The organism is Streptomyces sp. (assembly GCF_035563135.1).
In the GTDB taxonomy this organism is placed as follows: domain Bacteria; phylum Actinomycetota; class Actinomycetes; order Streptomycetales; family Streptomycetaceae; genus Streptomyces.
Genome location: NZ_DATMVN010000615.1, coordinates 1 through 12,770, shown reverse-complemented (window position 1 = coordinate 12,770; position 12,770 = coordinate 1). Strand labels below are relative to the sequence as shown.

At 72.5% G+C, this 12,770-nt stretch carries 11 protein-coding genes and 1 pseudogene; 2 read left to right on the top strand and 10 right to left on the bottom strand.

Annotated elements, in window-relative coordinates; all coding sequences use genetic code 11:
* Both VN520_RS27435 and VN520_RS27430 read left to right on the top strand, forming a co-directional pair.
* The coding region (locus tag VN520_RS27435) for a hypothetical protein (RefSeq protein ID WP_325749634.1) at window positions 1–489 on the top strand (489 nt) is incomplete at its 5' end.
* A 187-nt stretch (window positions 490–676) separates the two neighbouring features.
* Complete coding sequence (locus VN520_RS27430; RefSeq protein ID WP_325749633.1) at window positions 677–1,510, top strand: pectate lyase; 834 nt, start codon at window positions 677–679, stop codon at window positions 1,508–1,510.
* Here the strand turns inward: VN520_RS27430 and VN520_RS27425 are convergent.
* The 10 genes and pseudogenes from VN520_RS27425 to VN520_RS27380 form a co-directional block, all read right to left on the bottom strand.
* Window positions 1,507–2,640, bottom strand: a complete 1,134-nt coding sequence (locus VN520_RS27425; RefSeq protein ID WP_325749632.1) for a dienelactone hydrolase family protein — start codon at window positions 2,638–2,640, stop codon at window positions 1,507–1,509. The genes VN520_RS27430 and VN520_RS27425 overlap by 4 nt on opposite strands.
* Window positions 2,637–3,740: a pectinesterase family protein gene (locus VN520_RS27420; RefSeq protein ID WP_325749631.1), complete on the bottom strand. Its 1,104-nt coding sequence runs from the start codon at window positions 3,738–3,740 to the stop codon at window positions 2,637–2,639. Before VN520_RS27420 ends, VN520_RS27425 begins: the two co-directional genes overlap by 4 nt.
* A gap of 92 nt (window positions 3,741–3,832) precedes the next feature.
* Window positions 3,833–5,164 (bottom strand): pectate lyase, encoded by a 1,332-nt coding sequence (locus tag VN520_RS27415; protein WP_325749630.1) that lies wholly within the window; start codon window positions 5,162–5,164, stop codon window positions 3,833–3,835.
* 97 nt (window positions 5,165–5,261) lie between these two features.
* Complete coding sequence (locus VN520_RS27410; RefSeq protein WP_325749629.1) at window positions 5,262–6,086, bottom strand: rhamnogalacturonan acetylesterase; 825 nt, start codon at window positions 6,084–6,086, stop codon at window positions 5,262–5,264.
* Between the two features lie 123 nt (window positions 6,087–6,209).
* Window positions 6,210–7,544 (bottom strand): sugar ABC transporter substrate-binding protein, encoded by a 1,335-nt coding sequence (locus tag VN520_RS27405; protein ID WP_325749628.1) that lies wholly within the window; start codon window positions 7,542–7,544, stop codon window positions 6,210–6,212.
* A gap of 68 nt (window positions 7,545–7,612) precedes the next feature.
* Window positions 7,613–7,828: pseudogene (locus tag VN520_RS27400) on the bottom strand (hypothetical protein); the annotation flags it as partial.
* 100 nt (window positions 7,829–7,928) lie between these two features.
* On the bottom strand, window positions 7,929–9,479 hold the full coding sequence (locus VN520_RS27395) for a glycoside hydrolase 43 family protein (RefSeq protein WP_325749626.1): 1,551 nt from the start codon (window positions 9,477–9,479) through the stop codon (window positions 7,929–7,931).
* A complete protein-coding gene (locus VN520_RS27390) occupies window positions 9,476–10,300 on the bottom strand; it encodes a PmoA family protein (protein ID WP_325749625.1) in 825 nt (274 codons plus the stop codon). The genes VN520_RS27395 and VN520_RS27390 overlap by 4 nt, the downstream gene beginning before the upstream one ends.
* Complete coding sequence (locus VN520_RS27385; RefSeq protein ID WP_325749624.1) at window positions 10,297–11,466, bottom strand: Gfo/Idh/MocA family oxidoreductase; 1,170 nt, start codon at window positions 11,464–11,466, stop codon at window positions 10,297–10,299. The genes VN520_RS27390 and VN520_RS27385 overlap by 4 nt, the downstream gene beginning before the upstream one ends.
* On the bottom strand, window positions 11,463–12,770 hold a 1,308-nt coding region (locus VN520_RS27380), incomplete at its 5' end, for a pectate lyase family protein (RefSeq protein ID WP_414719968.1). The genes VN520_RS27385 and VN520_RS27380, both read right to left, overlap by 4 nt.

Genomic DNA, 12,770 nt, shown 5'->3' with positions numbered 1-12,770 from the left:
CAGGAGGAGCCGGCGGGCGGACAGCGGGTCGCGGCGGAGCCCACCTCGCCGGGTCCGGTGGCGCCGCCCCCGGGCCGGGGCGGTGCGCTGCCTGCCGGGGAGGGGCCGCTGTGGTCGGACGGTTCGCTGAATCCGGACAGCAACGCCTACTGGGCGCAGAGCGAGGTGACGGTGAAGACGGCCCGGCCGCTGTCCGCGCTCACCGTGGAGCTGCGGATCGCACTGACCGGCGGGGTGAACACCACCGGCGCCTGGCGGTCCCTGCCGGAGCAGGACTTCGCGGCGTCGGCGCGCGAGGAGGACGGCTTCCTCGTCTACCGCTGGACCCTGAAGCCCGGACGGAGCGTGCCGGCCGGTACGCACACCTTCGCGGGGCAGTACAACCACGCGGAGGGCGCCCGCGACACCGGGCGGGACGACTACACGGCGCGTGCGCGTGCGGCGGGTGGACAGACGTCGGTGGGCGGCGTCTTCACGGACACGCACTGAGCGCTCGGTGCGCCCGTGCCCCCGGGTGGGGGGGCGGCACACGGGACAGTTCCGGCCGTCGGAAAAACAGCTCCGGAGAAAACAGCTCCGGGAAGAACAGCTCCGGAAGGCGGCAACCCTTTCCCGGGCGGCGGCGACCCATGGAGGCGACACTCCCCCCACCCCCCAGGAAACGGGACCGACGAACATGAGTGAACGAGCGCACAAGCACCGGCGCAGGTCCGGGAGGCGCCGCATGGCCGCCGCCCTGACCGCGGCCCTGGGCCTCACCGGCGCCGCCCTGGCCACCGATGTGATGCTGCGGCCCGCAGGCGCGGCGACCGCCGCGGTGCCCGCCTGGCCCAGTGCCACCGGCACCCAGGCCGTCTCGAGGACCATCGCGGTCTCGGGGACGTACGACGGGTCGCTGAAGCGCTTCCACGGGAGCGGCGACCTCGGCGGGGACGGCCAGGAGGAGGACCAGGACCCGGTCTTCGAGCTGGCCGACGGGGCGACCCTCAAGAACGTCGTCCTGGGTTCACCCGCCGCCGACGGTGTTCACTGCTCAGGCAGTTGCACGCTCCAGAACGTCTGGTGGGAGGACGTCGGCGAGGACGCCGCGTCCTTCAAGGGCACGTCGGCCGGCTCCGTCTACACGGTGTACGGAGGCGGCGCCAGGAAGGCCTCCGACAAGGTCTTCCAGTTCAACGGCGCGGGCAAGCTGGTCATCACGAAGTTCCAGGTCGCGGACTTCGGCAAGCTCGTCCGGTCCTGCGGCAACTGCTCCACGCAGTACAAGCGCAGCATCATCGTGAACGACGTCGACGTCACCGCGCCGGGCAAGTCCCTGGTCGGCATCAACACCAACTACGGGGACACCGCCGCGCTGCGTTCGGTGCGGATCCACGGTGACAGCAGCAAGAAGATCAAGCCGTGCATCCGCTACACCGGCAACGACGACGGTGACGAGCCGACGGAGACGGGCAGCGGTCCGGACGGCACGTACTGCCGCTACTCCGCGTCGGACCTCAGCTACGACTAGGCCGGCGGCGGCGAGGCGCTCCCGCCGGATCCCGGTCCGGATCCGGCGGGGGCGCCGAGCCAGGTGTCCAGCCAGGCGTAGACCTCGTCCTGCATGGCGGCCGTGAAGGCATGGCCGGTGTCCGGCCACACCTCGGTGGTGAGCCGGTCGCCCGCTCCCTGCGACTCCCAGACCGCGCGCAGCTTCGCGTACGCCGCCTCCACCCCGGCGGCCGTGAAGAGGTGGTCGCGGCCGCCCGCGTGGAACAGGGCGGGCTTGGGGGCGGCGAGGGACGCGAGGTCCGGGATGTCGAGGTGGCGGTGCAGCCCGGGGTGGAGCATGAAGTACGCGGACTGGCCGCGCAGGGCGTTGCTGCCCGGGACCATCATCTCCTTGAGCCCCGTCATCCAGCAGACGGCCGCCGCCGCCCGGACGCCGTCGGACAGCGCGGACAGCTGCCAGGCGCGGTAGGCGCCCATGGAGAAGCCGAGCGCGCCCACGCGCCGCTCGTCCACCTCGGGCAGCGAGGCGAGGAAGGCCGCGGCCCGGATGTCCTCGTGGGCGGCGAGGCCGGCCGGCGAGGTGCCCAGCTGGAGGAGGTTGGCGGCCAGGGCCTGCTGGTCCTCGTAGGCCAGCGGGCCCCTGTCGCCCCAGCCCAGGGTGTCCACGGCGAGCACGGCGTAACCACGGGCGGCCAGTTCGTCGCCGATGAACCGGCCGTCGTAGTGCCGTTCCGCCCAGGCCGTGGCGCGGGCGAGGCGGTCCGGGCCGGACCGGGGCCGTACGGCCTTCTCCCGGCCGATCGTGAACTCCGCGCCGTGGTCGTGCAGGACCAGCACCGCGGGGAAGGGCCCCGCCCCGTGCGGTACCAGCAGGGAGCCGCGGGCCCGGCCGTAGCGGCTGAGGGCGAACTCCACGGTGCGCGCGGTGTACCGGCCGCAGGGCCACTCCTCGACGGTCACCGGGTCGAACGGCTCGGGGCCGGGAGCGAGCGGCTGCAACAGCGACTGCCCGGCCACGGCGCGCGCCTCGGCGCGCCAGGCCGGGAAGTCACGGGCCGTGGACCTCTCCCAGGAGAGCGGGAAGGTGAGTTCGTCCCTCAGCCGCTCGTAGAAGGCGGGGAGCACCCGCCGGGTGATCCCCAGGGTCATGTGCCGGGGCGCCAGTCGCCCAGCCAGGCGGCCGGGGTGTGCGCGCGGGCCTGGGACGCGGTCAGCTGCGGACGGTTGCCGGGGACGGTGACGCGCGCGCCGGGGCCGGTGTTGCGGTACTCGGCGAAGCGCTGCTCCTGCCAGGGGTGGCCCGAGGACATCGTGCCGTACGGCGCGACCGCGTCGATGCCCGCGCCGAGGTGGGTGTCGCGGACGGTCAGCATGGGGTGGGCGGTGGGGTCCGAGGAGGGCACCCAGGGGCGGGCCAGCTTGTAGTACGCGTCGGGGGCGGTGCTGGTGATCCGGGAGCGCAGGACGAGGTAGCCGCGCGGGTTGGCCCCGGCGGTGCTGGGCGCGAAGACGAAGCCGTACGGCGCCGAGGCCAGGTCCGTGCGCGTCAGGGTGCGGAAGTGGCAGCGGTCGTAGACGGCGGTGGCGCGGCCGAAGACGAAGTCGACGTCCCCCTCGACGTAGCAGTCGCGGTAGTACTGGCGGGCGAAGGCGGTGAGGGCGGGGGTGTCGGCGTACAGGGTGTCCTGGTGGCCGAGGAAGCGGCAGCCGTGGAACGCCGAGCGGTCGCCCTGCACCTTGATCGCTACGGCCTGGGTGCCGGTGTACCCGGGGTTGTCGGAGCGCAGCCAGTCGTTGGCGAAGGTCAGGCCGCGGGCGGTGAAGTCCGCGGCCTGGACGGTGACGGAGGCCGATCCGCTGGTGCCCAGGGTGCCTGACCCGTCGGGCCTGGGGGTGCCCGCCGCGTCGTCGTGGACGATGACGGTGTCGCGCGGGTCGCCGCTCGCGCCGATCAGGGTCAGGCCGGTCCGGCCGGCGGTGACGGTGAGCTTGCCGCGGTAGGTGCCGGGGGCGATCACCAGGGTCCGGCCGGTGCCGGTGGCCGCGTCGAGGGCGGAGCGTACGTCGGCGAAGTCGCCCCGCCCGCGCGGATCGACGTAGAGCGTCAGGGGGTCCAGGCGGCGGGAGGGTGAACCGTAGCGGCCGAAGGGGCGGTGGTGCGCGGGCCGGGCCCGGGCGGTGGGGGCGCCGAGGGCGAGGGCGGCACCGGCGCCGGCGAACAGGGAGAGGGCGGTGCGTCTGCTGGGCATGCGGTACTCCTTGCGGTGGGGACGGGGGCCGGAGCGGCGCTCTCCGGGGTGGTGGTGAGCGTGCGGTGCCGCTCCGGCCGGTTCCGGACGGGTCAGCGGGCCGACGGCTTGCCGGCGCCCGCGCCGAGGCCCACCAGCAGCGGGACGGCGAGCGGGTGGCTGATCCTGGTGCGCAGCGCCGGGGTCCAGCCGGCGCCCTCGGTGAGCTGCTCGGCGGGCACGCCCGCGTTGTGCACGGCGATCAGGTCGGTCCTGCGCCCGTTGACGTAGTTGTTCCCGGCCGTCAGGGGGGCCTCGGACCACTTCTTGAGGATGGCCGCCTTGTCGAAGCCCTTGGGGACGCTGAAGGCGTTGTGCTCGGCGACGAGCCTGGACTCGGCCCCGATGCCGTACGTGTAGCCGTAGGCGGCGCCCTCGGTGGTGACGAAGTGGTTGTTGTACGAGTCGACCTGGCCGAAGCGGACGCGGGGGGCGCGCTCCTTCACGTCCTTGAAGAGGTTGTGGTGCAGCGTGACGCGGAGCTTGCCCCGGTCGCTGGCCCCGGCGCCGTCGCTGTTGCCGATGAGCATGGTCTTGTCGTGGTCCTTGAGGACGTTCCAGGACACGGTGACGAGGTCGGCGCCGCGCACGATGTCGAAGAGACCGTCGTGCTGCTGGTACACCTGCCCGAAGTAGCGGGGCTGGCCGGCGTCGGGGCGGTCGCCGTCGCTGAAGGTGTTGTGGTCGACCCAGACGTGGCGGGAGCCGTACACGACGAGGTTGTCGTACTCGGAGTTCCAGGCGCCGTGGTCACCGTCGGTGGGGTCCCACTGGGGGAAGCAGTCGTAGGTGTCCTCGAAGGAGATGTTGCGGACGATGACGTTGGAGACGTTCTTCACCTGGAGGCTGGCGCCGATGATCGTGGCGTCCTTGCCGACGCCGACGAGCGTGGTGTTGGACGGGACGTTCACGTTGACCGCGGCGGCCTGGAGCTTCGCGGAGGCCGCGCGGGCGTCCTCCAGCGGCCCCGAGGGGACCTCGTCCGTGCCCCAGACGGCCGGGTCGTAGGCGGCGAGGTACTTCTCCAGGGTGTAGCCGTCCTGCTGGTACGCCTCGCAGCCGATCGGGGTGCCGGTGGCGTCGGAGTTGCCGTGGACGGTGCCGTCGATCCTGACGATCTTCGGTGCGTCCCCCGCCTCCGCGAAGGCGGCGATGAGTTCGGCCCGGTTGCTGACGGTGTAGACGTGGTCGGGGGTGGCGGCCGCCCCGCCCGTGGTGGAGCCGTCGGCGGAGGCCCAGCCGTCGCCCGCCGGGAGTACGGAGCGCTCGATCCCTTTGCCGTGGTACTTGGGGGCCGCCTGGGCGGGGAGGCTCACGGCGAGGGCCAGCGAGGCGCAGCCCGCCACCACGGCGGTGGCGCGGACATGTCTCATGCGTGCGGGCATGGCGGATCCTTAACTGTCGTACGCGGGAAGGAGGGTCGGGCGGGGAAACGGGGCGGGCGCGGAAACGGGCCGGGCGGGGAAACGGGCCGGGCGCGGATCAGGTCTGCGGCCAGGTGATCCACGACCCGGGCACCGGCTCGTCGAGACGGCGCAGGTCGCGCGGGGTGAGGACCCGCTGGTCCAGCAGGGCGCGGGCGGTCGTCCGGGCCACCTCGACGGCGCCGGCGGGCCGGAAGTGGGTGTTGTCCTGCTTGCCGTCGGGGTAGTTCGGCGACTCGCCGGGCTCCAGCCAGTTGAAGCAGGCCTCGGTCCCCTCGGGGCCGAGTTCCTGCCAGCGGGCGAGGGAGAGCGCCTGGACGTCGAGCAGGGTCACGCCCTCCTCGGAGGCCAGGGCGCGCATCGCGGCGGGGTACTCCCCGTGGGTGGGCCTCGCGGTGCCGTCCTCGGCGAAACGGCGGCGCTCGACCGGGGTGATCAGTACCGGTTCCGCACGCCGGGCGCGGGCGCCCTTCACGTACTGGCGCAGGTACTCCTGGTACGTGGTGTACGGGTCGGTGCCGCGGGCGGGGTCCTCGGTCTTCTCGTCGTTGTGCCCGAACTGGATGAGGACGAGATCGCCGGGGCGGACGCCCTCCAGGAGGGCGGTGAGCCGGCCCTCGTCGATGAAGCTCTTGGAACTGCGGCCGTTCACCGCGTGGTTGGCGACGGTGAGCGTGCGGCCCAGGAAGAAGGGGAGGGCCATGCCCCAGCCGGTCTCCGGCGCGGCGTCGGCGTACTTCTGGGCCGCTGTGGAGTCACCCGCGATGTGGAGTGTCCGGGGCCGGGGCCTGCCCCCGCCGCCGTGCGCGAGTGCGGGGGTGGTGCTGAGGGCGAGGGGCAGGGCGAGGAGCGCGGCCGCTGTCCGCCTACGGGTGAGTGACACAGGCTGACTGCCTCTCTCGAAGGACAGGTGAGTGGTGCGTGGAAGGGGGACCGGCGGCGGGGTGCGACCCGGACCGCCGCCGGCCCCCCGTCAAGGGGAGTGGAACCGGTGCGGTGCGGCGGGTCAGCCGTTGCCCAGTTCCTTCCACTCCTTCTGGGCGGCGTTCAGCTCGTCGGCCATCTTGTCCAGGAAGTCCTTGGCCGTGATCTTGCCGAGGAGCAGCTTCTGGAACTCCGGCTCGTTGTCGGCCTTGCTGATGTTGTTCCAGTCGGGGAGGTAGTACGGCAGGTCGACGATCTTGGTGGAGCCGTCGGTGAGGGCCTTCGCGGCGAGCGCGGTCGGCTCGGTCTCGTTGATCCAGGGGTCCTTGGCCGCTTCGGTGTTGGCCGGGATGGCGCCCGCGGACTTGTTCCACTTGCTGTTGGACTCGTGCGAGGCCGCGAACTCGATGAACTTCCAGGCCGCGTTCTTGTTCTTGCTCGACCTGAACAGGCCGAGACCGTCGACGGGGTTGGAGACCTGGACGCGCGTGCCGCCCTCCCCGATGGGGGCGGGTATCCCGGCGAACTTGTCCTCGCCGAGCGCCTTCGCGTGGTCCTGGTAGGAGCCCAGGTTGTGGCTGAGCATCCCGATGGTGCCGGTGTCCCACTGGGCGACCATCTTGGTGAAGTCGTTGTTGACGTCGGCGGCCGGCGTCGTCTTCTTGAAGAGGGCGGCGTACTTCTCCAGCGCCGCGACGTTCTTCGGGTCGTTCAGGGTGGTCTTCTCGCCGTCCCAGAACTCCGTCATGCCGGTCTGGCCGTAGATCGCGTCCAGGGTCTGGGCGATGGAGCCCGCGCCGCCGCGGATGGTGTAGCCGAACTTGTTGCTCTTCGCGTCGGTGAGCTTGTCGGCGGCCTCGTAGAACTTGGGCCAGGTGGTGGGTGCCTCCAGCTTCGCCGCCTCGAACAGGTCGGTGCGGTACCAGAGCACACCGTTGTTCGCGGAGGTCGGCACGGTGTACATGTCGTCGCCCCGGCCGGCCGCGGACCTGACGCTCTCGACCATGCTCTCGACGAGCTTGCCCTTCAGCGACGACTTCTCCAGCCGGTCGCTGATCGGTTCCAGGGCTTCCTGGGAGACCATGTTGGCCAGGTAGGCGGTGCCGACGCCGCCCACGTCCGGCAGGCCGCCGCCCGCGATGGCCGTGTCGTACTTGGACTGGACGTCGGCGATCGGGATGGGGACGTACTTGACCTTGATGTCGGGGTTCTTCTTCTCGAAGTCCTTGATGATCTCGGTCCAGATGGCGGTGCGCGGGCCACCGTTGTTGTCCCAGAAGGTGATCTCGCCCTTCCCGCTGCCCTCCGTGCCTGAGCTGCTGCCGTCGTCGCCGCAGCCGGTTGCCGCGAGTGCCAGGACCGCGGTGAGGGACACCGCGGTCGCGGCACGCCCCCTGAGCGTCTTCGAGATGTTCATGTCGGCTCTTCTCTCTCGGATCTGTACGCGTGCGTGGGGGGAGGTCAGTGGTGGGTGCGGTGCGGCGCGGTGCCGATGTGCTTCTGCGGGCCCGCCCCGCGGGTCACGAGTTCCGGTACGTCGGCCGCGCGGTCCAGCGTGCGGGGGGAGAAGTCACGCGGTTCGAACGCGGCGCCCCAGGTGCCGGTGCGGCCCGTGGTGTTCTCCAGGATCGATCCGCGCTGGACCAGTTCGGCCGTGGCGTCGGCCTGGTAGGAGCGCCGCACGTCCCGGTAGTAGCTGTTCCCGGCGAGGGCGAGGGCGAAGGCCGTGAACAGCGTTCTCGCTCTGGTGCGCTCGGTACGGAGGTGCGTCATTGCGGCTCCCGTGCTGCGGCGGTGCGGATCAGGTTCCGGTTGGTCTTTTGGTGGTGCGGAACGCGGTGAAGCCGGCTGTTCCGGACGGCCCGTCACCGGCCGGTGCGGTGGCGAAGAGGCCGAGCAGCGCGCCGACCCAGCGCCAGGGGGTGGCGGCGAAGACCTGGCCGGACGCCCGGAAGCCGGCCCCGTCCCCGGTGTCGGCGAAGAAGCGGCAGCGGGCGCCCCGGGTGACCTCGACACGGACGCGGACGACGGCGCCGGGCGCGGGGCGCGGGTGTTCGGCGTCCCGCTCGTGCTCGGCGACGTTCTCGGCGTACCGGTGCACGAGCCGGGCCGTCCCGTCGGGTCCGGCCTCCAGGCCGATCCACGAGAAGGCGTCCCCGAGGACGGCGAGCCCGGCCTTGGCGCCCGGTTCGCCGGAGTCCAGCGTGATGCCCACCTCGACGGTGAACTCCTCGGCGGGCAGACGCTGCACCAGGACGTTGGGCAGGGTGCGCAGATCATGCGCGTACGCGGTCCTCACGCAGCTGAGGCGCAGCCCGTCGCCCGCGTGGCCGATGGTCCAGCCGGGGCGGGGGTTGGCCGCCCACTGCCACTGGAGGCCGTGGCGCCCGCCGGGGAAGTCGTCACTGGAGGCCGGTGCCCCGACGGCCTGTTCCGGGGCCTTCGGGCGGCGGTGCACGAGGACGGGCTCGCCCTCGTCGCCGATGACCGGCCAGCCCTCGTCGTCCCAGCGCATCGGCTGGAGGTGCACCACACGGCCGTACGCCTCGCGGGACTGGAAGTGCAGGAACCAGTCCTCACCGGCGGCGGTCCGTACCCAGCCGCCCTGGTGGGGACCGTTGACCTCGGTGCTGCCCTGGGCGAGGACGACCCGCTGTTCGTAGGGGCCGTCGAACGTCCGCGAGCGGAAGGCGCCCTGCCAGCCGGTCTCCACTCCCCCGGCCGGGGCGAAGATCCAGAAGTAGCCGTCGTGCCGGTAGAGCTTGGGCCCCTCCAGGGTGAACCAGCCCGGGATCTCGTCGGCGTCGATCAGGGTGGTGCCCTCGTCGAGGAGTTCGCGCCCGTCGGGGCTCATCCGGTGGCCGGTGAGCCGGTTCTTGATGCCGGAGCGGGACTTCGCCCAGGCGTGCACCAGATACGCCTCCCCGGTCTCCTCGTCCCACAGGGGGCAGGCGTCGATCAGGCCCTTGCCCGGCTTGATCAGGTGCGGGGCGCTCCAGGGGCCCCGGATGTCCTCGGCGTTGATCTGCTGGACGCCGTGGTCGGGGTCGCCCCAGAAGATCCAGAAGCGTCCGGCGTGGTGGCGCAGCGAGGGCGCCCACACCCCGCAGTCCTGGCGGGGCACGGCGAAGTCGGCCTCGGGTCCCAGCCGTTCGAGCGCGTGACCGATGAGCGTCCAGTTGACCAGGTCCCGGGAGTGCAGCAGGGGCAGTCCGGGGGCGCGGCCGAAGCTCGACGCGGTGAGGTAGTGGTCGTCACCGACGCGGATGACGTCCGGGTCGGACCAGTCGGCGTTCAGGACGGGGTTGCGGTAGGTGCCGTCCCCGAGGTCGGCCGTCCAGGGAACCGTCATGCGGTGACCGCCTTTCGCACGTGGGCGGCGGCGGAGTCCCGGTCGAGGCGTCCGTCGGCGACGACGGTGACGACACGGCGTACGACGGTGGCTCCGGCGGGGACGGGGAGGCGGCGCTCCGCGGCGAGGGAGGACCCCACCCCCGGGTACTCGGCGGCCCGTACGAACCAGGGGTCGCGCCGGGTCTCGTCGGTCGCGCCGGCGAAGACGAGCGTCCAGCCGTCCCCGGCGAGCGCCAGCCAGTCGGCGGCCTTGCCGTGCACGGCCTGTTCGCCGTCGAGCGTGCCGCTGAACACGGCGGGCGGTGCGGCTTCCTTGGGCGCGCGCCAGAAGAAGCCGCCGTATCCGGCGCCGGGACGGCCGTTGGTGGCGGGGCTGCCGATGGAGAGGTCCGTGGTGCCGCGGTTGGTGAGGGAGAAGGAGAAGTCCAGCGCCCAGGCGGTGTCGGAGAGTTCGCTCGCGGCGACGGTGCGGTGCTCACGCAGCAGTTCGGTGCCGTCGGCCTCCCAGCCGATCTCCTCCACGAAGCCGTCCGGGTCGCGGAGTTTCCAGCCGAGGTGGCGCTGCGTCCCGTGGTTGTCGAGCTCGGTGGGGCCCTGGTCGCGGACGTAGGTGCGCCCGCCCCAGAAGTTGTGTCCGGCCACGTCGGGCACCGCGACACAGACACCCAGGTGGTGGATGTGGTCGGCGGGGCGTTCCTCGGTGACGGGGGTGCCGGCGAGGGTGGTGACGGGGTGCAGGTAGGGGCGGCCGGCCGTTCCGGGCCGGTAGCTGTAGCGGCCGACGGGGCGTCCGGCGCAGCTGAGGAGTGCGGTGGTCATGGGGTGTTCACCTCGCTGGGTCGCGCCCAGGAGGCGCCTAGTTCGGAGAAGAGGGTGAGGGTGTCGGCAGCGGCGGCGACGGTGCCGTCGATGCCGCGCACGATGCGCCGTACGCCGTCGCCCCGGTCGGCGGGCCGGGTGTGCCAGGCGGTGGCGGGCAGCGCGGTGGGCTCGGGAGCCGTGCGTACGGCTTCGAGGACCCGCATGAACGCGCCGGTGCGCTCGGGCGGTACGAGGAGTGCGGTGCCGTGCTCCAGGTGGCCGACGAGGTTCTCCAGGAGGTCGGTCCGCCCGTGCACGGCCTCCTCGGGGCCGTGTCCGGCGCGCTGGACGAGGACCCGGTCCTGCTTGTACCAGAAGGTGATGCGGCCGCGGTCGCCGTGCACGATCACATACGGCTCACCGGCTTCTTCCGCGCAGAGGGTGACCGCGACGGTCACCGGCAGCCCGTCGGCGGTGGTGACCCGGACGCAGCTGGTGTCGTCGGACTCGATGTCGTGGGCCCGGAACAGCTCGGTCTCGATGGACGCGACGTCCTCGGCCGTGCCCCGGCCTGCGAGTTCGAGCGCGGTGGCGACGGCGTGCGCCAGCGGGTTGGTGAGCACCCCGTCGACCACGTCGGTCCCGCCCATCCTGCGGCGTCCCGCCCACGGGGCCCGCCGGAAGTAGGCGTCGTCGCGGACCCAGGCGCCGGCGGCGCCGATGCCCCGGACGGTGCCGATCGCTCCGGAGCGTACGAGGTCCTTGACGGCCGGTACGGCGTGCGAGCCGAAGGACTGGAAGCCGATCTGGCAGGCGATGCCCGCTTCCCGTACCCCTTCGGCCATGCGTGCGTAGTCGGCCCAGGTCGCGGCGGGCGGCTTCTCCAGGAGGAGGTGGACTCCGCGGGCCGCGGCGGTCAGGGCGAGCGTGGTGTGGGTCGGGATGGGGGTGCAGATGACAGCGGCGCGCGCACCGGTGGAGTCCAGGAGGGCCCCGAAGTCGGCGGACTGCTCGGGCGTCTCCCCGGCGAACATCTCCAGTTCGCCGTCGGTCAGCGGGTCCAGTTCGCAGACCCCGGCCAGCCTGACCAGGCCCTGGTGCTGGAGCCGGCGGATGTTGGCGAGGTGCCAGCGGCCGTGGCCGCGGGCGCCGGCCAGGACGAGGGGCAGCGGTGTCACGCTCATCCGGCCCTCCCCGCTCCGGCCTCGCGGGCGACCTCGGCGGCGGCCTTCCCGGCGCTGTCGACGGGGCCGTGCAGGGCGGGGGTCCAGCCGGTGTCGGTGGCCAGGTCGGTCTCGCTGCCCGAGTTGTAGGCGTTGTGGATGGCGACCAGGTCGACCGGGAAGCCGTTGAACAGGGTGCCGCGCTGGGTGAGGGCGCTGCCGTTCCAGCTCTTCAGCAGGTCGGCGACCTCGACGTGGCCCGGGGTCTCGAACGCGTTGTTCTCCGCGACGATCCGGGACTCGGTGGAGATGCCGAGGGAGTAGCGGTGGTCACCGTCCTCGGGGATGACGTAGCGGTTGTTGTAGAGGTGGACCTGGCCGAAGCGGACCCGGGGGGCACGCTGCACGACGGAGTGGAACTCGTTGTGGTGCAGGGTGACGCGGAGCTTGCCCCGGTCGGTGGTCACGCCGTCGCCGTTGCCGATGAGCATCGCCTTGTCGTGGTCGGCGAAGCGGCTCCAGGAGACGGTGACGAGGTCGGAGCCGTTGGTGATGTCGAGGAGCCCGTCGTGGCGCAGGTAGTTGCGCCCGAACAAGGTGGGCTCCCTCTCGTCCGGGTGGCCCTTGTCGCTCGCGGTGACGTGGTCGATCCAGACGTGGGTGGCCCCGCGCAGCCACAGCGTGTCGTACGCGGTCTTCCAGTCGCCGAGGCCGCCGGTGTTGGGCTGCCAGGCGGGGAAGCAGTCGTAGGCGTCGCGGAGTTCGAGGTTGCGGATGATGACGTTGTCGGCGTCCTTGACCTGGAGGCTCGCGCCCTTGAGCACGGCGCCCGCACCGGCCCCGACGATCGTGGTGTTCGACCCGACCAGCAGTTCGACGCGCTCGGCCTGGCGGGCGGCGGACGCCTTGCGGGCGTCCTCCTGGGGCCCGGAGGGCTTGGCCCCGCCCCAGGTGCGGGGGTCGTAGGCGGCGAGGTACGCGTCGAGGTCGTAGCCGTCGGTGGCGTAGTCGGCGCAGTCCAGCCGCCGCCCCCGGTCGTCGGTGTTGGCGTCGATCGTGCCCGCCACCTTGATGATCTTGGGGACGGAGCTGCCGCCGTCGAGTGCCGCGACGAGCTGGGCGCGGTTGCGCACGGTGAGGACGTGATCCTCGTCGGCGGCCGAGCCCCCGGTGGTTCCCGTGCCTTCCGCGGCCCAGCCGTCGTTGTCGGCGAGCACCTCGCGGCCGAGGTCCCGGCCGGAGGCCGTCGCGGGTGCGGGGGCCTCCGGCGCCGTCTCCGGCGATGCGGTGGCCGCCCGGGCGCCCGGCTGGAGGACCGGGCTGCC

Coding starts and splice junctions, on each gene's coding strand:
- VN520_RS27430 (WP_325749633.1), top strand. CDS start 677: ATGAGTGAACGAGCGCACAAGCACCGGCGCAGGTCCGGGAGGCGCCGC.
- VN520_RS27405 (WP_325749628.1), bottom strand. CDS start 7,544: ATGAACATCTCGAAGACGCTCAGGGGGCGTGCCGCGACCGCGGTGTCC.
- VN520_RS27425 (WP_325749632.1), bottom strand. CDS start 2,640: ATGACCCTGGGGATCACCCGGCGGGTGCTCCCCGCCTTCTACGAGCGG.
- VN520_RS27415 (WP_325749630.1), bottom strand. CDS start 5,164: ATGCCCGCACGCATGAGACATGTCCGCGCCACCGCCGTGGTGGCGGGC.
- VN520_RS27390 (WP_325749625.1), bottom strand. CDS start 10,300: ATGACCACCGCACTCCTCAGCTGCGCCGGACGCCCCGTCGGCCGCTAC.
- VN520_RS27385 (WP_325749624.1), bottom strand. CDS start 11,466: ATGAGCGTGACACCGCTGCCCCTCGTCCTGGCCGGCGCCCGCGGCCAC.
- VN520_RS27395 (WP_325749626.1), bottom strand. CDS start 9,479: ATGACGGTTCCCTGGACGGCCGACCTCGGGGACGGCACCTACCGCAAC.
- VN520_RS27420 (WP_325749631.1), bottom strand. CDS start 3,740: ATGCCCAGCAGACGCACCGCCCTCTCCCTGTTCGCCGGCGCCGGTGCC.